Origin of the sequence: Streptomyces qaidamensis, assembly GCF_001611795.1 — a bacterium.
GTDB classification, from domain to species: domain Bacteria; phylum Actinomycetota; class Actinomycetes; order Streptomycetales; family Streptomycetaceae; genus Streptomyces; species Streptomyces qaidamensis.
The window spans coordinates 8,654,348-8,675,100 of sequence record NZ_CP015098.1; the positions used below are offsets into that span (position 1 = coordinate 8,654,348).

At 70.8% G+C, this 20,753-nt stretch carries 17 protein-coding genes and 1 pseudogene; 6 read left to right on the forward strand and 12 right to left on the reverse strand.

The annotated features are described in order from the left end of the window. Positions 1-95: 95 nt before the first annotated feature. Entirely contained in the window at positions 96-878 is a 783-nt protein-coding gene (locus tag A4E84_RS37920; RefSeq protein ID WP_159029674.1) for a class I SAM-dependent methyltransferase, read from the forward strand. 327 nt (positions 879-1,205) lie between these two features. Here the strand turns inward: A4E84_RS37920 and rfbC are convergent, their stop codons facing one another. From rfbC to A4E84_RS37935, 3 genes are all read right to left on the reverse strand, one after another. Further along, the gene (gene rfbC / locus A4E84_RS37925; RefSeq protein WP_062930877.1) at positions 1,206-1,811 is read right to left on the reverse strand and encodes a dTDP-4-dehydrorhamnose 3,5-epimerase; all 606 of its coding nucleotides are present in this window, start codon (positions 1,809-1,811) and stop codon (positions 1,206-1,208) included. Positions 1,812-1,815: 4 nt separating this feature from the next. Continuing rightward, positions 1,816-3,759 carry a glycosyltransferase family 2 protein gene (locus tag A4E84_RS37930; protein WP_062930878.1) on the reverse strand — a complete coding sequence of 648 codons (1,944 nt, stop codon included), beginning with the start codon at positions 3,757-3,759 and terminating at the stop codon, positions 1,816-1,818. Positions 3,760-3,931: 172 nt separating this feature from the next. Continuing rightward, positions 3,932-5,824, reverse strand: a complete 1,893-nt coding sequence (locus tag A4E84_RS37935; RefSeq protein WP_062930879.1) for a TerD family protein — start codon at positions 5,822-5,824, stop codon at positions 3,932-3,934. Positions 5,825-5,919: 95 nt separating this feature from the next. On the opposite strand from A4E84_RS37935, the gene A4E84_RS37940 reads away from it, so the two are divergent. Both A4E84_RS37940 and A4E84_RS37945 read left to right on the forward strand, forming a co-directional pair. Continuing rightward, complete coding sequence (locus A4E84_RS37940; RefSeq protein ID WP_062930880.1) at positions 5,920-6,429, forward strand: metallophosphoesterase family protein; 510 nt, start codon at positions 5,920-5,922, stop codon at positions 6,427-6,429. Positions 6,430-6,434: 5 nt separating this feature from the next. Beyond that, a pseudogene (locus A4E84_RS37945) lies at positions 6,435-6,803 on the forward strand (SAM-dependent methyltransferase); the annotation flags it as partial. Positions 6,804-6,810: 7 nt separating this feature from the next. On the opposite strand, the gene A4E84_RS37950 reads toward A4E84_RS37945, so the two are convergent. From A4E84_RS37950 to A4E84_RS37975, 6 genes are all read right to left on the reverse strand, one after another. After that, on the reverse strand, positions 6,811-7,281 hold the full coding sequence (locus A4E84_RS37950) for a cytidine/deoxycytidylate deaminase family protein (protein ID WP_062930881.1): 471 nt from the start codon (positions 7,279-7,281) through the stop codon (positions 6,811-6,813). A gap of 104 nt (positions 7,282-7,385) precedes the next feature. Further along, the gene (locus tag A4E84_RS37955) at positions 7,386-7,991 is read right to left on the reverse strand and encodes a carboxymuconolactone decarboxylase family protein (RefSeq protein WP_062930882.1); all 606 of its coding nucleotides are present in this window, start codon (positions 7,989-7,991) and stop codon (positions 7,386-7,388) included. A gap of 69 nt (positions 7,992-8,060) precedes the next feature. Then, complete coding sequence (locus tag A4E84_RS37960) at positions 8,061-9,113, reverse strand: alcohol dehydrogenase catalytic domain-containing protein (RefSeq protein WP_062930883.1); 1,053 nt, start codon at positions 9,111-9,113, stop codon at positions 8,061-8,063. Between the two features lie 25 nt (positions 9,114-9,138). Then, positions 9,139-10,146 (reverse strand): NADP-dependent oxidoreductase, encoded by a 1,008-nt coding sequence (locus tag A4E84_RS37965; protein ID WP_174569489.1) that lies wholly within the window; start codon positions 10,144-10,146, stop codon positions 9,139-9,141. A 129-nt stretch (positions 10,147-10,275) separates the two neighbouring features. Beyond that, positions 10,276-10,608, reverse strand: a complete 333-nt coding sequence (locus tag A4E84_RS37970) for a putative quinol monooxygenase (protein WP_062930884.1) — start codon at positions 10,606-10,608, stop codon at positions 10,276-10,278. A 54-nt stretch (positions 10,609-10,662) separates the two neighbouring features. After that, complete coding sequence (locus tag A4E84_RS37975; RefSeq protein ID WP_062930885.1) at positions 10,663-11,769, reverse strand: XdhC family protein; 1,107 nt, start codon at positions 11,767-11,769, stop codon at positions 10,663-10,665. Between the two features lie 190 nt (positions 11,770-11,959). Here A4E84_RS37975 and A4E84_RS37980 point away from each other — a divergent pair, with 190 nt between their 5' ends. Together A4E84_RS37980 and A4E84_RS37985 are read left to right on the forward strand one after the other, a co-directional pair. Beyond that, a complete protein-coding gene (locus A4E84_RS37980; RefSeq protein ID WP_062930886.1) occupies positions 11,960-13,936 on the forward strand; it encodes an elongation factor G in 1,977 nt (658 codons plus the stop codon). An 81-nt stretch (positions 13,937-14,017) separates the two neighbouring features. Continuing rightward, positions 14,018-15,877 (forward strand): cellulase family glycosylhydrolase, encoded by a 1,860-nt coding sequence (locus A4E84_RS37985; RefSeq protein ID WP_062931806.1) that lies wholly within the window; start codon positions 14,018-14,020, stop codon positions 15,875-15,877. On the opposite strand, the gene A4E84_RS37990 is transcribed toward A4E84_RS37985, so the two are convergent. Then, complete coding sequence (locus tag A4E84_RS37990; protein ID WP_062930887.1) at positions 15,870-17,126, reverse strand: YncE family protein; 1,257 nt, start codon at positions 17,124-17,126, stop codon at positions 15,870-15,872. The two genes, A4E84_RS37985 and A4E84_RS37990, sit on opposite strands and share 8 nt — an antisense overlap. A gap of 192 nt (positions 17,127-17,318) precedes the next feature. Here A4E84_RS37990 and A4E84_RS37995 point away from each other — a divergent pair, with 192 nt between their 5' ends. Beyond that, complete coding sequence (locus A4E84_RS37995) at positions 17,319-17,978, forward strand: TetR/AcrR family transcriptional regulator (RefSeq protein ID WP_062930888.1); 660 nt, start codon at positions 17,319-17,321, stop codon at positions 17,976-17,978. A 778-nt stretch (positions 17,979-18,756) separates the two neighbouring features. Here A4E84_RS37995 and A4E84_RS38000 read toward each other — a convergent pair. Together A4E84_RS38000 and ctaD are read right to left on the reverse strand one after the other, a co-directional pair. Further along, positions 18,757-19,107, reverse strand: a complete 351-nt coding sequence (locus A4E84_RS38000; RefSeq protein WP_062930889.1) for a hypothetical protein — start codon at positions 19,105-19,107, stop codon at positions 18,757-18,759. Then, positions 19,104-20,711 (reverse strand): aa3-type cytochrome oxidase subunit I, encoded by a 1,608-nt coding sequence (ctaD, locus tag A4E84_RS38005; protein WP_107308555.1) that lies wholly within the window; start codon positions 20,709-20,711, stop codon positions 19,104-19,106. The genes A4E84_RS38000 and ctaD overlap by 4 nt, the downstream gene beginning before the upstream one ends. Positions 20,712-20,753: the final 42 nt, after the last annotated feature.

Below are 20,753 nucleotides of genomic sequence, written 5' to 3' on the forward strand. Positions count from 1 at the left end.
GACACTGAGTCGCTCCACCGTCCGGTGTCCGACCGGTAGGCCCCATGAAAGGAAACGCCCCCGCGATGTCGATGCGTAGGATTGTGAAGTCCGCCTTGGGCGAGAAGAACCTGCGGGTTCTGCGCCGACTGAAGAAGCGCCTCTCCAGCCAGCCGGCCAAGCCGGCCAAGCCGACCGGACTCGCAGCGATCTCCGGCGATCTCAACAAACTGGCCGTGCATTTCAAGACGGACAAGTGGGGAACGCACCGGTACACCCAGCACTACCAGCGCCATCTCCAGCACCTGAAGAACGAATCGTTCAACCTCCTGGAAATCGGAATCGGCGGTTACAGCCGGACCGGCCAGGGCGGGGCATCGCTGCGTATGTGGAAGCACTTCTTCCCGAAGGCGCAGATCTTCGGAATGGACATTCACGACAAGTCTTTTGTCGACGAGGACCGCATCACGACGTTCATCGGCGACCAGTCCGACCCCGCGTCCCTGAACGCCGTCGCCGACAAGATCGGCGAACTCGACGTCATCATCGATGACGGCAGTCACCGCAGCCCGCACGTGATCACGACGTTCGAGACGCTCTTCCCCCGGCTCAAGGACGGCGGCATCTACGTCGTCGAGGACACCCAGTCGTCATACTGGCCCGAATGGATGGGCAGCGAGGACCTCGACGCCCCGCACACCAGCATGGCGATGCTGAAGCGGTTGACGGACGGGCTGAACTACGAGGAATTCGTGGATGAGAACTATCAGCCGACCTATACGGACCTCAACGTCGTCGGCGTGCACTTCTACCACAACCTGGTGATCATCGAAAAGGGCAGGAACGCCGAAGGCAGCAACAAGCGGAGTGCGCTGAAGCAGCGCTACGCCAAGTCCTGACCCCGGCGAGTGCGAACACCCTCCCGCCGGGTCTTCTCGCCGGCTGTTCCGGCGGCATCTCCAAGAGCGAGGTCGGGCCGACAACGTCACTCCGGCCGACAGCGGGCGGAGTCCGGCAACCGCCGGGCTCTGCCCGCACCCGCGAGCACTCCGGCCGCGACCAGGCCGACCACGGTGATCAGCTGCTCTGCATAGTGACTGTGGTGAGCGTGTGGTGCCTGGCCGGAAAGAGCGGAGAGGTGACCAATTCGACGATCTCGCTGTCCGGTTCTCGGTCGGCGATGGCGGACACCATGTCGCACGGTCAGGCGGAGTCCCGGTACTGGCTCAGCTGTCGAGCCGCCCCCGCAACCGCTCGTAGTGGGCGGCGCAGTCCGCGTACGCGGGAAGCAGTCCTGACCGCTCCGCCTCAGCCAGAGATGGCGCCGCGGCGTCCTTGTCGGACAGCACCGGCGTGATGCCCTCGGGCCACTCGATGCCCAGGTCCGGGTCGAGCGGGTGGATGCCGTGTTCGCGTCCCGGGGCGTAGCCCTCCGAGCACAGGTAGACGACCGTCGCGTCGTCCGTGAGGGCCATGAAGGCGTGCCCGAGACCCTCCGCGAGGAACACGGCGTGCCGCGTGTCGTCGTCGAGCCGTACCGCTTCCCACTGCCCGTATGTGGGGGAGCCCACGCGGATGTCGATCACCACGTCCAGGACGGCGCCGCGCACACAGGTGACGTACTTGGCCTGGCTGGGCGGCACGTCGGCGAAGTGCACGCCCCGCAGCACGCCCCGCCGCGAGACCGAGCAGTTGGCCTGGGCCAGCGGCAGGTCGTACCCCGTCGCCTCGCGGAACTCCGCACCCCGGTACCACTCGTGGAAGCTGCCCCGGTCGTCCGGGAAGATCTTGGGCTCCAGAACCCAGGCGCCCTCTATACCCAGGGGTCGCATACCGTCACCGCCCTCCGGTCCTGATACGGGAGTTCACCTTCCGACGCGCGGCACCGAGCACGCGTCGCGCGCGCCGGGCCAGCCGCAGCGCGACACCGGGCCCCGGCACCGGCGTCACCAGCACGCTCCCGCCCCCGGCCCGCAGCGCGAACGGCAGACCGGTGAAGCGCGCCCGGTCGGAGCCGGGGTTCAGGCACACGGCCACCCGCCAGACGTCGCCCGAGAGGTCCTCGGCAGGCAGGTCCGCCGCCAGCACCGAGCCCGGCCGGTCCGCCTCGGGGGACAGCGTGCCCGGCACCTCCAGGACCCGGCGGGAGGAGACGAACCTCAGCCGCGCTTCGGTGTCGCCCGTGACGTGCACCGGGAGCAGGACCCGGAACCGCTCGTCGGAGACGGTGACGTCCCCCAGCTGCACGCGGCCCAGCCCGAGCCGCTTGCCGCGCGGGCGGAGTTCAAGGGAGAGGTTGCCGTGCGGTTCGGTCCAGTACGGCAGCACCGGGCGGTCGCCGACGACGCCCACCTCCGGCGTGGTCCGGTCCTCGCGCGGCGCCGGGCCCAGCCGGCACTCCTTGGTCCAGCCGCCCGTCTTCACCCGGACGAGCGCGTCCCAGGCGCCGTCACGCGGCAGGGCGGCCGGGTCGACCGTGGCGGTCGCCCGCAGCACCAGCCGGACCTCCTCGCCGTCCCCGACCGGCACGGTCTCGCGCGTGAACTCCACCGGCTGGAAGTACTGCGCGGCGCTGGAGCGCTCCCGCAGCAGCAGATCGGCCGTGGCCTGCCCGAACCGCGCGGCGGTCTCCGAGGCCACCCACCGCACGGCCTCGGTGACGTCCTTCGGCACGTCGGTGAGCGGAGCGGCCTCGGCGCCGGCCGGGAACAGCAACGGCTCGCCGCCGGACAGGTACTCGGCCGTGAAGTCGATGCGGAGCAAGCCGTCGCGCCATGCGATGTTCCCGGGGGTCGCCCCGGGGGCGACGCCGGCCTCCCACTCCGCGAAGGCCACCACGTCGTCGTACCGGTCGGCCGCCGTCAGCGCGGCGATGACCTGCTGCGTCGGCTGCAGACCGGCCGCGACACCGGGACCGAACCGCTCGACGACGACCTCGTGGATCTCGGCGAACAGCTCCCTGCGGTAGTCGTCCGGCAGCTTCAGCAGGCGCCGGGCCCGCAGCCGCTCGACCATCTCCACGCGCAGCCAGCGCCGGAAGAGCTTGTCCCGCACCGGTCCGGGCTCGGTGTACCGCTCGACGACGTCGAGGGCCTCACGGAGGTTCTTGAAGTAGCCGACCGGATCGAAGCGTTCGAAGCCGGCGTTGGAGCCGTCCTCCCGCCGGAGGTGGTAGTAGCAGACGTAGTCGCTGAGCACGGAGACGTTCTCGGCGCGCAGATACGCCTCCGCGATGAAGACGTGGTCCTCCAGGCGCCGCCTGCCCTCGGGGAAGCGCAGGCCGATGCGGTCCAGGAAGGCGCGGCGGAACATCTTGTGCGGGGTGAGGCTGTCGATGAGCGGGGCGTTCTCGACGGTGGCGCGCGGGTGGTTGCGGCGGAACAGCTCCACCGGCACCCCGCGGCCCTTCCCGGCCATCTTGCCCACGATCACGTCGGCGCCGTGGGCCACGCCGTAGTCGTACATCCGCTCCAGGGCCTCGTCGCCCAGGTAGTCGTCGTTGTCGACGAACATCACGAACTCGCCCCGGGAGGCCTCGATGCCGACGTTGCGGGGCTTGCCCGACCAGCCGGAGTTCTCCTGGTGGATGACCTTCATCCGGGGGTCCTCGGCGGCGAGCGCGTCGAGCCGGGCCGGCGTCTCGTCGGTCGAGCCGTCGTCGACGAAGATCACCTCGAACTCGTCGGGAGGCAGCGACTGCCGCTGCAGCGAGGAGATGCAGTCCTCGATGTAGATCCCCGGGTTGTACACGGGGATGATGACGCTGACCTTGACCGGCATCGGGTTTCCGGGCCCCTTCGGGTCGCTCGCCGTAGACGTCCTGTTGTCGTGCGTGTTGCCCGATGCTAACCCGCCCGGCGAGGCCGCCTCACCTTTCGAGACCTCGCCGTGATCATCTCTGCCCGCGGGCAACTGAGCTGCGCTGTCTGTCTGTTCGCGGTCAAAGTGCGCTTCAGCCGGCGACATCCACACCGTAGCCCCGGGCCAGAGCGCCCAGACCCTGGTCGTACCCCTGCCCCACGGTCCGCAGGCGCCACAGCGGGCCGCGGCGGTAGAGCTCGGCGAGCAGCAGGGTGCGCTCGGTGGTCGCGGCGTCCAGAGTGGCCTGGACCAGGGGTGCGGCGCTGGGGCCCGGCCCGGAGCTGATGTGGATCGCGCCGACGTCCCCGAAGGTGGGCGAGCCGTCGATAGCGGCGGCGACCACGACCTTGCGGGCCGAGGGCGGCAGTGCGGCGAGATCGACGCCGATCGTCTGCTCGGTCGGCCCGTCGCTGTGCAGCCGCACCGTGCCGCCCGGATTCTCCGGTGCGCCGTAGAAGACGAAGTCCTCGTCGAAGCAGACCTGTTCGTCCTCGTCGACGACGAAGGCGACCACGTCGATCTCGCACGACGTCTGCTGCGCCCAGGCCGCGGTGACGGTCCAGGGGACCGCCGCGGATCCGCTCTGCTGCGGCAGGTCGATGACGCCGCCGCGCGGGAGGACGCGCGGTGCCGCCGGCCCGCCGCCCTGCCGGTCGAGCGGGGTGATGACCGGGGCGTCGAGCCACGCCGCCTCGTGCGTCGGGAAGGCGAGGGCGGTGATCCGCTTCATCCGGCGGTCCCGTCCGCCCCCCTCCAGGAGTACGACGTCGGTGACGCTGGAGGAGAGATTGATCGCCGCTGCCCCGCCGAGCTCGACGATCCGGCCGCGGGCCGCGACGGCATCGGGGTGCGTGCCACCGAGCACCAGGACGCGCCGCCCGGAGAGAGGGGGGTCCTGGGCGGCCGGGCGCGCCGGACACGGTGGTGTGGACGGTGCCGATGACACCGGCCCGGGGAGGGCGACGGCGGGGGGCGTGGGCTCCTGGACCGGCTGGGAGGTACCGGTCGGGGCGGGGGACGTCGCGGGCGAGGGGATCGCGGCTTCCGCACCGCGCGTCCGCTCGTGCGGTGTCCCCGTCCGTACGTCCCCCAGCAGCCTGACGAACGTGGACTCGTCGAGCACCGGCACCCCCTCGGCCAGCGCGCGACGTGCCTTGCCGGAGCCGGACGAGGCGTCGTTGGTGACCAGTGCGCTGGTGTGCCGGCTGACGGATGCCATGACGTTCAGCCCGGCCTCGACGGCCTGCCGCTCCAGCTCCGCGCGCGGCGTCAGCGTCTCACCGGTGATCGCGACCTTCATGCCCTGCACCAGTGGCCCGCCCGGCTCCGGCCGCCCCGGATTGCGGTAGGCACACGGCGTCTTGGGCGTCCGGGGAGCGAACCGGGGGTCCTGGCGGGGCGGGCAGGACACGAACGGCAACGGCAGTTCGAGGCGCGCCGCCTCCCGCAGCGAGGCACGCAGCACGCCCGCCAGCACTCGCGTGTCGTCGAGCGCGTCGTGTGCCCTGACCTGGGGGACTCCGTAGTGGGCGGCGAGCGTGCTCAGCCTGAGGTCCTCCGTCGGCGGATCGACCCGGCGGTTCAGTGCGAGGGTGCACAGGCGACGGGCCACCGGCAGCGCGGCGCCGGCACGGGCGAACTCGTGGGCGAGGAAGTCGTAGTCGAACTGGGCGTTGTGCGCCACGAGCACGCGGTCCCGCAGCATCGCCGCGATCCGCGGCGCGACCTGGTCGAAGACCGGCGCACCGCGCAGCCTCTCGGACGTCAGCCCGTGGACATGGACCGGCCCCGGATCACAGCCGGGGTCGAGGAACGTCGAGAACTCGTCCGTCCGCTCCCCGTCCGGGCCCAGGATCACCACGGCCAGGGACAGCACCCGGTCGCGGCGGGCGACCAGCCCCGACGTCTCCACGTCGACCACCGCCCAGTCGTAGGCGTAGTCGCGCAGGCCGGACGCATCGAAGGCAGGGGAGAGGAGAGACATGGAGGAAGGATGAAGGGATCTTCACCGGCCCTTCAACCTGGATGTCGATTCATCCGTAAAAGTGGATATTGAACGACACCCTCTAGGGTGATGATGTGCGACTGCTCCTGATGTCCGACACCCACCTGCCCAAGCGCGCCAAGGTCCTTCCCGACCCCATGCTCGCCGAGATCCCACGCGCCGACGTCGTGTTCCACGCCGGGGACTGGGTCGACACGGAGACGCTCGATCTGCTGGAGGCCCGCTGTCGCCGGCTCGTCGGGGTGTACGGCAACAACGACGGGCCGGATCTGCGCGCCCGGCTGCCGGAGGTGGCGTACGCGGAACTGGAAGGGGTGCGGTTCGGCGTGATCCACGAGACGGGCGCCAAGCAGGGCCGGGAACAGCGGTGCGCCGGCCGCTTCCCCGGCCTGGACGTGCTGGTCTTCGGCCACAGCCACATCCCCTGGGACACCACGGCCCCCACCGGCCTGCGCCTGCTGAACCCGGGCTCCCCGACGGACCGCCGCCGCCAGCCGCACTGCACGTACATGACCGCCACGGTCGCCGACGGGCTGCTCACCGACGTGGAACTGCACCGGCTGCCGCCCCGCGCACCGCGCTGAACCGCCCCGACGGGCACGGCCCCGAGCAGGAGCGGGCCAACCGGCTCCGCAGCGGTTTCCGTGAACTGCTGCGACAGCGCGGCGCCGATCTCTCCTACGGGCGCAGACTGCCGCGGCTGCTGCGGGAGGCGGGTCTGGTGGACGTGGAGGCCGACGCCTGCTTCCCGGTCACCTCGCCCGCCTGCGACGCTCTGGAGGCGGCCACCGTCCGGCAGGTGCGGGACAGGCTCGTCGCCGCGGGCCTCGCCACGGACGAGGAGATCGACGGGCATCTCACCGCCGTCGAGGCGGGACGCCTGGACCTCACCACTTCGCCGATGATCTCGGCGTGGGGCCGCAGACCGACCGGCGACGGCTCGCAGCCACTCATCTAGCGCCGCATCAGGCCACGTTCGCCCTGCTTCCGTCTGAGGTGTCAGCTCGTGCCGAGTGGTGAGCCTGCTCGGTGTCGAGTTGGTGGTCGGCCCAGACGTAGCTTTCGGGAAGCAGGTGGGCGATGGAAACGGCTCGGAGGCCATCGCCTGTGCCGACGATGACGTCGATGTCCGGGAAGTAGTCGAGAAGGACCTGGCGGCACCGGCCGCACGGGGGAACCACTCCCCGGTCGCGGTCGCCCACGGCGACGATGGTGTCCAGGTCGTAGGCGCCCTGGGCGGCCGCCGCGCCGATGAGGACCAGTTCGGCGCAGGGGCCTCCGGTGAAGTGGTAGGCGTTCACGGCGGTGACGATTCGGCCGTCCCGGGCGCGGGCCGCGGCCGCCATGGTGTGGTTGTCGCCCCGGCAGCGGGTGCGCGCGACATCGGCCGCGGCCCGGATGAGTTCGTGGTCGACGCCGTGGGTCTGCCTGGCCATCTTCCCTGCCTTCGTGTGGTGTCGGGCGACGTTGGCCCGAGTGACGATGGCGCGCAAGCGACTATCAGGTCTTCGGCCGACCACGGCGAGGACCGGGGCGCCCCTCACCTGTCGTCCCTTGCCCCCTCCACGAAGCCGGTGCCGTCGAATCCGGGCTCCAGTTCCACACCGGTGGCGTTCAGGAAGAAGGCCACCATGTGGTACTGCCCCACCAGCATGACGATCTCGATCAGTTCGGCGTCGTCGAAGTGCTCGGCCAGACTCTCCCAGGTGGGGTCGGACATCGTGGCATCGCGGTTCAGCTCGTCCGCCGCGCGGATCAAGTGCCTCTGGAGGTCCGTCCAGCCGGCTGCCTCCGGCCCTTCGCCGATGCGGTCGATGTCCGCGTCCGTGACGCCCTCGGCCCTGGCCAGGGGGAGGTGCCGCCCCCACTCGTACCGTGAGCCGGTGTTCCACGCGGTGCGCAGGATCAGTAACTCGCGTACCTCTCCCGGCAGTCGGCCGCTGACGAGCAACTGGCCGCCGAACGGCATGAACTGCTCGTAGAGATCGGGATGGCGGACGAGCGTGGTGAAGATGTTCGGGACCCCGCCCCCGGGGTCCTGGGGAGCGATGGCCAGCAGTTCCCGGGTCCGCGGGTCTCCCTCTGCTTCGGGCAGCGGCATCAGCCGCGGACGGGTCGGTCGGGCGGCTTCGTGGCGCTGTGGCATGACGGCCTCCAGTCTCCGAGGGACTCACCCTAGGAGACCGCGCTCCGCGAGTGAAAGGCCCCGGAGTGGTCAGCCGGCCGGGTCGAGAAGGATCTTGCGGACGCCGTCGGAGCGGCTTGCGAACAGTTCGTACGCGTCCGGGCCTTCGGAGAGGGCGAAGCGGTGGGAGACCACGACGTCGGGCTGGAGCCGGCCGGCCCGGGTGAGGGCGATCAGAGGAGGGAGTTCGTAGTGCACCGAGCACAGCCCGATGGCGAACTCCAGTTCCTTGACCTGCGCCAGGTACATGTGGAATGGGAACGCCTTGTTCTGGCTGACGCCGATGACGCTGACCCGGCCGGCCTGCCGGACGGCCTTGAGGGCGAGTTCGATGGTGGCGTCGGACCCCACCGCCTCCACCACGGCGTCCGGCCCGCGGCCGGCGGTCATGTCCCGGATGGCCGTCCGTGCGTCGTCACCCTCGACCGGCTCGACGCCCAGGCCTGCGGCGAAGGCGCGGCGCTCCGCGACCAGGTCCACACCCAGCACCCGGGCCGCGCCCATCGCGAAGGCGGACTGGGCGGCCATGAGGCCGACCGGGCCGAGGCCGACGACCAGGACGGTCTCACCGGGCTGGATGCGGGCACGGCGGCAGCCGTACCAGGCCGTGGGGGCGTTGTCCGTCAGGACGACGGCGGCCTCGTCGGAGATGTCCTCGGGCAGGTGCACCAGATTGACGTCGGCGCAGGGCACGGCCAGGAGCTGAGCCTGGCTGCCCGGGAGCTTCGGGCTCACTCCGTAGCAGAGCTCCGTGCTCGACGTGGCGCGCTCGCAGCGGGCGGTGAACCCGGCCGCACACTGCCGGCACTGCGCACAGCCGACGGAGGCGGGCACCAGAACCCGGTCGCCGGACTTGAACCGGGTGACCTGGCCACCGGTGTCGACGACCACCCCGACGCACTCGTGTCCCGGTGTGTAGCCCAGGTCCGGGCTGAACGCGTTGCCGCCGTAGATGTGCAGGTCGCTGCCGCAGATCCCGGCCGCGGTCACCCGCACCACCGCGTCGGCGGGGCTGGTGACGGCCGGGTCGGGGACCTCCCCGTAGCGGATGTCATGACGGCCGTGGTAGGTCAGTGCCTTCATCGGATCTCTCCTCCCCTCGGGCCGGTCAGTCCGCGATCTTCAGCACCAGCTTGCCGTGGTTGTCACCACGGAACAGGCGCATCAGGGTCTCGGGGAACTCCGCGACCGAGCCGGACACCACGTCCTCCAGGGACTTCAGCCGGCCCTCGGCCCGCCACGTGGCCATCTGTGCGATGCCCTCCGCATACCGATCGGCGTAGTCGAACACCACGATGCCCGTCATGGAGGCGCGGTTCACCAGCAGCGACAGGTAGTTTGCGGGGCCTTGCGGCTTGGTGCTGTTGTACTGGGAGATCGCGCCGCAGACGACCACGCGGGCGCCGCGCGCCAGCCGCAGCAGCACGGCGTCCAGAACGTCGCCTCCGACGTTGTCGAAGTACACGTCGACGCCGTCGGGGGCGTGTTCGCGCAGCGCCTTGCGGACGTCCTCGCTCTGGTAGTCGATCGCGGCGTCGAACCCGAACTCGTCCACCACCAGGCGGCACTTGGCCTCGCCGCCCGCGATGCCGATGACCCGGCAGCCGAGGATCTTGGCGATCTGCCCGACGACGCTGCCGACGGCCCCGGCCGCTCCGGAGACCACGACGGTCTGCCCCGGCTCGGGACGCCCGACCTCGATCAGGCCGAAGTAGGCCGTCAGGCCGGACATGCCGAGCGTGCCGAGATAGGTCGGCAAGGGGGCCGCCGCGGGGTCGACCTTGATCACGCCGCGCCCGTCCGACACGCAGTACTCCTGCACGCCGAACGTGCCCGACACATGGTCGCCGACCGCGAAGCCGGAGTGCCGGGAGGCGACCACCCTGCCCACCGCGCCGGCGCGCATCACCTCGCCGATCTCCACCGGGCGGATGTAGGACCTGCCCGCGTTCATCCAGCCGCGCATCGCCGGGTCGATCGACAGGCAGAGCACCTGGACCAGGAACTCGCCGTCGCCCGGCTGCCCGGCCGGCTCCTCGGCATGCTGCCAGTCGGTGGGCCGTGGCTCTCCCACGGGACGTGCGGCCAGGCGTATCTGGCGGTTGATCGTGCTCATCTCCGGCGCCTCTCCTCGGCTGCATACCGTCCAGTCGGTACGGCCGTGAGCGTACGGGTGCCCGCCGGCCGAGGCAAGAGCGGATCCGCTACGACTTACGGTCCGCCGGTTTCGGGTCCCGGGCAGGAGCTACTCCTGTCCCGGCACCGCCATCTCCCCGAGGAGCGACCACTCGTCCTGCGGGACGTTCGCGTTCACGATGCGCGGCGTCTCGGCCAGATGCGGAGGCAGCGTCTGCTGCGCGGCCTTGAAGTGCGTGGACTGCACATGCGCGGCTCCAGCCTGGTCGTCGCGGAAGGCCTCGACCAGGACGTACTCCGACGGCTCGTCCACGCTGCGCGACCAGTCGAACCAGAGGCAGCCGGGTTCGGCGCGCGTGGCCCGGGTGAAGTCGGCGGTGATCTCGGGCCAGCGGTCGGCGTGCTCGGGACGCACGCGGAACTTCGCGGTGATGAAGATCATGGGGTTCCCTTCGCTGGTGCGCTGGTGCGCTGGTGCGCTGGTGTGATCACTGTGTCAGGAGGGTCGGTGCGGATGCACCGCCCCCTCCGTCGCGGTCAGCGGCGCACCGCTGCCGCCCCAGCGCAGCGCCACGATCTCGGCGGCGACGGACACCGCCACCTCCTCGGGCGTACGGGCCCCGAGGTCGAGGCCGACCGGTGAGCGCAGCCGGGACAGCTCGGACTCCGTGAGCCCGGCCTCGGTGAGCCGTTCCGCCCGCTCGGCGTGGGTGCGGCGGCTGCCCATCGCCCCGATGTAGGCGGCTGGGCGGCGCAGCGCCTCCGTCAGCAGCGGCACGTCGAACTTCGGGTCGTGCGTGAGGACACAGACGACGGTGCGCTCATCCGTGTCGGTCCCCCGCAGATAGCGGTGCGGCCACTGTGCGACCACCTCGACGCCCTCGGGGAAGCGCCGGGGCGAGGCGAAGGCGGGGCGGGCGTCGCAGACGGTGACCCGGTAGCCGAGGAAGTCCCCGATGCGGGCCACGGCCGCCGCGTAGTCGATCGCGCCGAAGACCAGCATCCGCGGCGGGGGTGCGAAGGACTGCAGGAACACGCTCACGGAGTCCTCGCGGCGCTGCCCCTCGGGCCCGTAGTGCCTCAGGCCGGTGGCGCCGAGCGCGAGTTCGCCGCGGGCGTCGGCGGTCACGGCCGCGTCCAGGCCGCTCGCGCCGAGCGTGCCGAGGGTCCGGTCCGGCCAGACGGCGAGGGCCGCCCCGCGCGGCGCCGGCCCGTCGGTCACGGTCGCCACCGTGACCGGCTCACCCGCCGCGACCGAGTCCGCGACCGCGCCGAAACCGGGGTCCCGCCCGGGCGTGACCGCGCGCACCAGGACGGTGATCTCGCCGCCGCAGGTCAGGCCGACCGCGAAAGCGTCCTCGTCGCTGTAACCGAAGGTCTCCAGACGGGCCTCGCCGCCCGCGGCGACCTCCTGCGCCAGTTCGAACACGGCGCTTTCGACGCACCCCCCGGACACACTGCCCACGACCTCCTCGTCCGGACCCACCGCCATCGCCGCGCCCGGGTCGCGCGGTGCGCTGCGGCTGACCCCGACGACCGTCGCGAGGCCGAACGGTACCCCGGCCGCGTACCAGCGGCCGAGCACCGGGAGAACGTCACGCACGAGCCGCTCCTCTCTGGCGCGCACCCCGCCGGGTACCCCGGCAGCGGTTAATTCCGTTGTGGCCCCCCGTGCCGGTCTGGTGCACTGCACAGGTCAGCGACGTCACCGAGTCCGGAGGAGTTCCGAATGCGCACTGCGTGCATGTCCCCCCAGCCAGGAACGGACCTCTCTCCGAAGGACATGACGCTTCGTGCACATGCTCAACCTTGGAATTCTCGCCCATGTCGACGCGGGTAAGACCAGCCTGACCGAGCGGCTGCTCCATTCGGCCGGGGTGATCGACGAGATCGGCAGCGTCGACGACGGGAACACCCGCACCGACACCCTCGCCCTGGAGCGGCAGCGCGGCATCACCATCAAGTCCGCCGTCGTCTCGTTCCCGCTCGACGGCGTGACCGTCAACCTCATCGACACCCCCGGCCACCCGGACTTCATCGCCGAGGTGGAGCGCGTCCTCGGCGTGCTGGACGGCGTCGTTCTCGTGATCTCCGCCGTCGAAGGGGTGCAGGCGCAGACGCGTGTGCTGATGCGGACGCTCCAGCGGCTGCGCATCCCGACCCTGCTCTTCGTCAACAAGATCGACCGGAGCGGGGCACGCCACGACGGGGTGCTGCGGGAGATCGCGGCCCGGCTGACCCCCGCGATCGTCCCGATGGGGACCGCCACCGGCCTCGGCACCCCCGCGGCCCGCTTCGCTCCCTCTCCCGGACCGGCGGCCGGCGCCCTCGACGTCCTGACCGCGCACGACGACGTCCTGCTGGCCGCGTACGTCGAGAACACCGTCACGGACTCCCTGCTGCACGGCTCCCTCGTCGCGCAGACCCGGGAGGCGCTGGTCCACCCGGTGTACTTCGGTTCCGCCGCCACGGGCGCGGGCGTGGCGGAGCTCCTGTCCGGCATCGAGACGCTGCTGCCGGCGGCCGAGGGCGATGCGGACGGGCCGGTCTCCGCCACGGTGTTCAAAGTCGACCGGGGCCCGGCGGGGGAGAAGGTCGCCTACGCCCGGATGTTCTCCGGGACCCTGCGCACCCGCGACCGGGTCCCCTTCGGCACGGGTGGCGCCGAGGGCCGGGTCACCGGCATCAGCGTCTTCGGGCACGGCACGGACACCCGTGCCGACTCCGTCGGGGCCGGCCGGATCGCCCGCGTCACCGGGCTCGGAGACATCCGGATCGGTGATGCGATCGGCGAACCCCGCAAGGCGTACGAGCACGTCTTCGCCCCGCCGACCCTGGAGACGGTCGTCGTCCCCGGCCCGGACGTGCACCGGGGAGCGCTCCACCTCGCCCTCACCCAGCTCGCCGAGCAGGACCCGCTGATCGGCCTGCGCCACGACGAACGCCGCCGGGAGACCTCCGTCTCCCTCTACGGCGAGGTGCAGAAGGAGGTCATCCAGGCCACCCTCGCCGACGAGTACGGCCTCGACGTCGGCTTCCGCGAGACGACGCCCTTGTGCGTCGAACGGCCCGTCGGCACGGGGCAGGCCGCGGAGTTCATCAAGAAGGACCCCAACCCGTTCCTCGCGACGGTCGGTCTGCGCGTCGAGCCCGCGCCGGTCGGCTCGGGCGTGGCCTTCCGGCTGGAGGTGGAGCTCGGCGCGATGCCGTACGCCTTCTTCAAGGCCGTGGAGGACACCGTGCGCGAGGCACTCGACCAGGGGCTGCACGGCTGGCAGGTCACCGACTGCGTGGTCACCATGACGCACAGCGGCTACTGGCCCCGCCAGAGCCACGCCCACCAGGGCTTCGACAAGAGCATGTCGAGCACCGGGGCCGACTTCCGGGGCGTGACCCCGCTGGTGCTGGTCGAGGCGTTGCGGCGGGCCGGGACGCGGGTCCACGAGCCGATGCACCGCTTCCGGATCGAGGCGCCCGCCGACACCCTGGGCGCCCTGCTGCCGGTCCTCGCCCAGCTCGCGGCCGTACCCGAGACGACCCGGAACCGGGACGACGTCTGCGTCCTCGAAGGCACCGTGCCGGCCGCCCGGGTGCACGCCCTCGAACAGCGGCTGCCGGGACTCACCCGGGGCGAGGGCGAGCTGGAGAGCTCCTTCGCCCACTACGCGCCTGTCACGCACGGCACGATCCCCGAGCGCCCGCGCACCGACCACAACCCGCTGAACAGGAAGGAGTACTTGCTGAACGTGACACGGAGGGTCGGTGGCTGACGTGTGAGGGTTGTCCGTACGGAACTTACTCCAGAGTCAGAGGTGTTGACGGTGTCCTGATATCGCCGGACTGTAGTGGACATGCCGACTATCCGAGCGCGTCTCCTGGTGGTCCTGGTCGTCCTCTTCGGTTCGGTGTCGGTGGCGGGCGTCCCGCCGGCCACCGCCGCGCCCCCTCCCGGCTCCCTCTGGTTCGACGACCCGTCCGTCACCGTGCGGGACGGCCGCTTCACCGACGCCCACGGCCGCGAGATCGTGCTGCGCGGCTACAACGTCTCCGGCGAGACCAAGCTCGCGGAGAACAAGGGCCTGCCCTTCGCCTCGGTCGCCGACGCCCGTAAGTCGGCGACCGCGCTGCGCGCCCTCGGCGGCGGCAACACCGTCCGCTTCCTGCTCTCCTGGGCCTACGCCGAGCCCGAGCGCGGTCAGGTGGACACGGCCTATCTGGCCGCCGCCACCGACCAGATGAAGGCCTTTCTCGACGCCGGCATCCGCGTCTACCCCGACTTCCACCAGGACCTCTACTCCCGGCACCTGTTCGACGCCGACAGCTGGTACACCGGCGACGGCGCCCCCAAGTGGGCGGTGGAGGCCGGGAACTATCCCGACGAGTCCTGCGGCATCTGCCTCTTCTGGGGGCAGAACATCACCCAGAACGAGGCCGTGAAGCGCGCCACGTACGACTTCTGGCACAACGCGCACGGCGTGCAGGACGCCTTCCTAGCCACCGCCGAGAAGACCATGCGGTACGTGCAACAGCACCTGAGCGCCGACCAGTTCAAAGGCATCGCCGGCTTCGACCCGTACAACGAGCCGCACGCGGGCGTCTACGACTCCGGGCAGACCAGCCGCGCCTGGGAGAAGGACGTGCTCTGGCCGTTCTACGAGAAGTTCCGCACGCGCATGGACGCGGCCGGCTGGCGCGACAAGCCCGCCTTCGTGGAGCCGAACCTCTTCTGGAACGCCAACCTGGACTTCCAGAAGCAGGAGGGCGGCCTGCTCGACGCCGGCAGTCTCGGTCCGCGCTACGTCTTCAACACGCACTTCTACGACCAGAAGGCCATCTCCGGCGTCTTCATGTGGGGCAAGGCCGCCGACGGCCAGTACGCGGGCGACTTCCGCACCGTCCGCGACCGGGCCGCCGCCGCGCGGACGGCCGCCGTGGTCAGCGAGTTCGGGCACCCCTTGGCCGGCAACGTCTCCGACAAGGCGCCGACGGTCCTCAAGGCGATGTACCAGGCCCTCGACTCCCGCCTCAAGGGCGCCGACTGGTGGACCGACCCGGCGGCCTCGGGACCCGTGCTCTCCGGCTCCCAGTGGCAGTGGGACATCTACAACGGCCGCCACCGCGAGCCGATGAACGGCAACCCCGACAAGGTACTCACCGCCGGCGACGCCTGGAACGAAGAGGACCTCTCCGCCGTACGCCTCGACGACGCGGGCAAACCGGTGCTGCGCCAGGATGCCCGGCTCCTGGACCGCCTCTACCCGAGCGCCACGGCCGGTGAGACCGTCGGCTTCACCTACGAGGACCGCTCCCGGGACGGCTCCACGACCCTGACCTGGAACCCGGTGCCCGGCTCCCTTCCGAACGTGCAGCGGCTGGTGGGGTCAGGGCAGTACGGGCTGCTGCTGTGGCGCTCCGACGGCGGCCCGGCACCCACCGAACTGCACCTCCCGGCGAGCTTCCCGGCCGCGTCCACCACGGTCGTCTCCGACCTGGCCACGGTCCATGGCCCGCCGGCGTACACCGCATCGACCCCGGTCGGCGTGGCCCAGGAGCCCGGCGGCACGGGAAGCCGCCGCCTGCTGCTCACGGCGCCGAACTCGGGCGTCCTGCACTACGCGCTGGTGACCAACGGGGCGACGGCTCCCTCGGCGGACCTGCTCGCCGCGGCCCGTTCCGAACTGGCGGCGTGGGCGGCGAAGGAGGTCAGCTAGCCGACGGGCTCGTCCAGCCGGCCGCCACGTGGCCGAGCCGGACGCGCTGCGGGTGGTCACCGACCGGCACGGACACGACCTTCTTCCCGGTGGCGAAGTCGATGGCCGTGACCTGGTCGGTGCCGCTCTCGGAGACCACGCAGGACTTGCCGTCACCGCTGACCGTGGCCCAGTAGGGCTTGGAGGCGGTGACGAGCGGTCCCTGCTGGAGCGTGGCGCGGTCGACGACGGTGGCGTAGTCGTCCATCGTGCCCGCGACGCACAGCTTGCTTCCGTCCGGGCTCATCGAGATGCCGTGATGGCGCGAGTCGTTGACGAAGCTCGTGCGGTCGTCGCTGGTCGCCGGGTTCTTCGGCAGGGTCTTGGTGCGGGTGATCTTGTCGGTGGCGATGTCGTACTCGAAGAAGCCGTTGAAGAAGGAGACCTGGAAGTACAGCTTCGACTCGTCCGGCGAGAAGACGGCAGGGCGGACGGCGTCGGAGTGGTCCTTCAGGCCGAGCGCGTCCAGCTGCGGACGCATGTCGATGACCTTGACCTGCTTGTACGTCGTGGCGTCGACGACCGTGATGCGCCGGTCGCCCTTCGTCCAGTCCAGCCACGGGGCGTCGGTCTGCGTGTTCACGTCGCCGATCGCCATGTTGTAGATGTACTTGCCGTCCTGGGTGAAGATGTTTTCGTGCGGCTTGTCGCCGGTGCCGAACTTGCCCAGTTCCTTGCCGGAGACGATGTCCAGGACATGCACGGTGTTGGAGGTCGAAGCCGAGACGGCGACCCGCTTGCCGTCAGGGGAGACCGCCATGTGGTCGGAGCGGTAACCGGACACGGGGAAGCGCCAGTTGAGTCGTCCGGAGGCGAGGTCGATCGACACGACGTCGGCGAAGCTCGGCCGGGAGACGACCACCGACGTCCCGTCCGGCGTCGAGTACATGTCGTCGACGAACTGGTCGTGGCCCTCGCCGACGCTGTTGCGGATCGCCATGAAGTAGATCCACTTGATCGGATCGGCGTTGATCGCCGCCATCCGCTCGTCCTTGTCGGGGATGACATTGATCCGGCCGATCTTCGCGAAGTCACCGGTGGACCGGATGACATCGGCGGTGCCGTCCCAGTTGTTGCCCACGAACAGCACCTCGCGCAGCGCGGCGGAGGAGCCCGGGGCTGCCGCGGTGGCGGCGGTCGCGGGAACGGTGACGGTCAGGGCGAGGGCTGCGGCTACGGAGCACAGGTGCCGGCGTCGGAAGACGGGCATGACTGCTCCCCTCTCTGCTGGGGGGTCTCTGCTGCGGGGTGAGCATTGTGAGTGGGGCATGCCAAAGCGGGGCGCGAGATCTGAACACAAGTGCTTTCAGAGTCAACTTACTGCAAAGTAAGGAAGGGGCGGCCTTCTCCACAAGACCGCGTGCACGACAAAATCGGTGTTCGAACGACGAAGGGAGTGCCGGTGGCGGGCAGACTCAGAGCGCCGACCGGCCGCTACGGCGGCAAGACCGCGGAGGAACGGCAGGCCGAACGGCGCCGGCGGTTCCTCGACGCCGCGCTCCAACTGTTCGGCGACGCCCCTGGCTTCCGCTCCACCACGGTCGCGGCCCTCAGCGAGACGGCCGGGCTCTCCACCCGCCAGTTCTACGAGGAGTTCCGCACCCTTGAGGACGTACTCGCCGCGCTGCACCTCCAGGTCAACGGCTGGGCCGAGGCGGCCGTGCTGGAGGCGGCAGCGGGCGCCGCGGACCTGCCGCTCGTCGAGCGCGTCACCGCCATCTTCCGCGCCTACGCCGGGAACGTCGCCGCCGATCCGCGGCGGATCCGCATCACCTTCGTGGAGATCATCGGCGTCAGCCCGCGGCTGGAGGAGCAACGGCTCGCCCGCCGGGCCGGCTGGGTCGACCTCATCTGCGCCGAGGCCGAAGCGGCCGCCGCACGCGGAGAGGCCGCACCCCGCCACTACCGCCTCGCCGCGACGGGCTTCATCGGCAGCGTCAACGGCCTGCTGCACGACTGGAGCGCCGGCTGGGTCGACGCGACGCTCGACGAGGTCGTCGACGAACTGGTCCGGCAGTTGCTGGGGATCTTGTGGCCGCCGGGGTGGAAACCGGAAGGGTGAGGGCGGGTGCCGCCGCTGCCATCGCGGGGCGTGGGGAAGTATGACGCGGGGCGGGGGGCGCTGCGCGTGGGACGCCGGGTTCGGGGTGTCGAGCGCGGGCGCCGGACGCCGGACGCCGGACGCCTGACGCCGGGCGCGGGGCGCGGGGTGCTGCGCGTGGGACGCCGGATTCGAGGTGCCGAGCGCGGGCGCCGGGCGCCTGACGCCGGACGCGGGCGCGGGGTGCTGCGCGGAGGATGCCGGATTCGGGGGGCTGAGGGCGGACACCGGGCGCCTGACGCCTGACGCCTGACGCCTGACACCGGGCGCCGGACACGGACGCGGGGCGCGGGGTGCTGCGCGTGGGACGCCGGATTCGAGGTGCCGAGCGCGGGCGCCTGACGCCGGGCGCCGGACGCGGGCGCGGGGTGCTGCGTGTGGGATGCCGGATTCGGGGGCTGAGGGCGGGCACGGGGCGCCTGATGCCTGATGCCTGATGCCTGACACCTGACGCCTGACGCGGAGCGCGGAGCGCGGGGCGTCGCACGCTGGGTGGGGACGCCGGGCGCCTGGCTCGGGGCGCTGCATGCGGGGCATCCGAACCCGGGCGGCCGAGCGCTGGTCCCGCACCCGGGTTGCCGCGCGCCGCTTGCCGCACACGCACGCCACCCGGGACCTGGCCGGTCCCGGCTGTGCCCGGCGCCTGCCGGGTGGGACTGGCGCCGGCGCGCCCGCAGCCGCTCAATGCCACCGCCTGCGCGAGACACCGATGAGCCCCCAAGCCCCGAGACATGCCCCGCTAAGCCGACGCCAGCACCACGAGGTCCACCGCCGCCAGCAGCGCCACCCCCAGCAGCAGTCCGGCCAGCAGTCGAGCGCGGAGCCCGCGGTACAGCGCCTCGTACTCGCCCCGCAGTTCCTCCCCGCGCCGGGCCGTGCGCTGCCACGAGGCCCGGGCGAGGGCGAGATGCTCCACCGCGAACTGCCGCTCCACCTCCGCCCGTTGCGGCTCCGTCAGCCAGTCGAGCCCGGCGGCGAAGCGGGCGGCGGCCGTACGGGCCTCCTCGTGCGCGGCGGCCGCCAGCAGGTGGCCCTCGACGTCGTTGTGGAACGCCCGCAGGTCCACCGGAAGCCCTTCCATGGCCGTCATCGGAGCGTCAGCTCCCGCTCCGCCGCCGCGATGGCATCGTGGTGCAGGTCGAACGCCGGGGACTCGCTGCGGATCTTCGGCAGGGCGACGAAGTTGTGCCGCGGCGGCGGGCAGGAGGTCGCCCACTCCAGTGAGCGGCCGTAACCCCACGGGTCGTCGGCCGCGACCGGCTTGCCGTACTTGGCCGTCTTCCAGACGTTGTAGAAGAACGGCAGCATCGACATGCCGAGCAGGAACGAGAAGACGCTCGACACCGTGTTGAGCGTGGTCAGGCCCTCCACTGCCAGATAGTCGGGGATCCGCCGCTGCATGCCCTCCGCACCGAGCCAGTGCTGGACCAGGAACGTGCCGTGGAAGCCGATGAACAGCGTCCAGAAGGTGATCTTGCCGAGGCGCTCGTCCAGCATCTTGCCGGTGAACTTGGGCCACCAGAAGTGGAAGCCGGAGAACATCGCGAACACGACCGTCCCGAAGATCACGTAGTGGAAGTGGGCCACCACGAAGTACGAGTCGGAGACGTGGAAGTCGAGGGGCGGTGAGGCCAGCAGTACACCGGTGAGCCCGCCGAAGACGAAGGTGATCAGGAAGCCCGTCGCCCACAACATCGGTGTCTCGAAGGACAGCGAGCCCTTCCACATGGTGCCGATCCAGTTGAAGAACTTCACACCGGTGGGGACGGCGATGAGGAACGTCATGAAGGAGAAGAACGGCAGCAGCACACCGCCGGTGACGTACATGTGGTGGGCCCACACCGTCACGGACAGACCCGCGATGGCGATCGTCGCGCCGATCAGACCGGTGTAACCGAACATCGGCTTACGGGAGAAGACCGGGATGACCTCGGAGATGATGCCGAAGAACGGCAACGCGATGATGTACACCTCTGGATGGCCGAAGAACCAGAAGAGGTGTTGCCACAGCAAGGCGCCGCCGTTGGCGGAGTCGAAGATGTGGGCGCCGAACTTGCGGTCCGCCTCCAGGGCGAACAGGGCCGCGGCCAGGACCGGGAAGGCGAGCAGGACCAGGACACCGGTCAGCAGCACGTTCCAGGTGAAGATCGGCATGCGGAACATCGTCATGCCCGGGGCGCGCATGCAGATGATCGTGGTGATGAAGTTGACCGAGCCGAGGATCGTGCCGAAGCCGGAGAAGGCCAGACCCATGATCCACATGTCGGCGCCGATGCCCGGGGAGCGGACCGCGTCCGAGAGCGGGCTGTAGGCGAACCAGCCGAAGTCGGCCGCGCCCTGCGGGGTGAGGAAGCCGCCCACCGCGATGAGCGAGCCGAACAGGTACAGCCAGTAGGCGAACATGTTCAGCCGCGGGAACGCCACGTCGGGCGCGCCGATCTGCAGCGGCATGATCCAGTTCGCGAAGCCGGCGAACAGCGGCGTCGCGAACATCAGCAGCATGATCGTGCCGTGCATCGTGAACGCCTGGTTGAACTGCTCGTTCGACATGATCTGCAGACCAGGCCGGGCGAGCTCGGCGCGCATGAGCAGCGCCATCACGCCGCCGATGACGAAGAACGCGAACGACGTGGCCAGGTACAGCGTGCCGATCGTCTTGTGGTCCGTGGTCGTCAGCCACTTCAGGTGCCTCATGCCCCGCCTGTGTCCGCGCCCCGCCCGCACGTCACACTTCAC